This is a genomic window from Bradyrhizobium sp. USDA3516 (assembly GCF_057651995.1).
This window is the reverse complement of record NZ_JBYGYN010000043.1, coordinates 1-244: the sequence shown is the minus strand read 5'-3', so window position 1 is coordinate 244 and position 244 is coordinate 1. Positions and strand designations below refer to the sequence as shown.

General features: G+C 71.7%; 1 protein-coding gene. It reads right to left on the bottom strand.

What is annotated here, in order from left to right; all coding sequences use genetic code 11:
* Positions 1-244, bottom strand: a 244-nt coding sequence (locus AC24YW_RS36670; protein WP_487487222.1) for a DUF1522 domain-containing protein, incomplete at both ends; no start/stop codon positions are given.

Below are 244 nucleotides of genomic sequence, written 5' to 3'. Positions count from 1 at the left end.
ATCGACCGCGGTCAACAGGTCGTCGACCGTCGCAGCCGGGGCGCCGGCAGTACCGAGATAAACGGTGGTGTTGCCGTTGCCGTCGGTGACGAGGCGGCCGCTGACACCCGAGCCGGCCGGAACGGCGGTCGCCGCCGGAGCGGTGCCGCTGCGGAAGGTGATGGTCTTGCCGTTGACGGTCAGCGTGTCGCCGTCGGCGGGCTGGGCGTTGCCGAGCAGGCCGGTTGCGGTCGTGCCGTTGGTG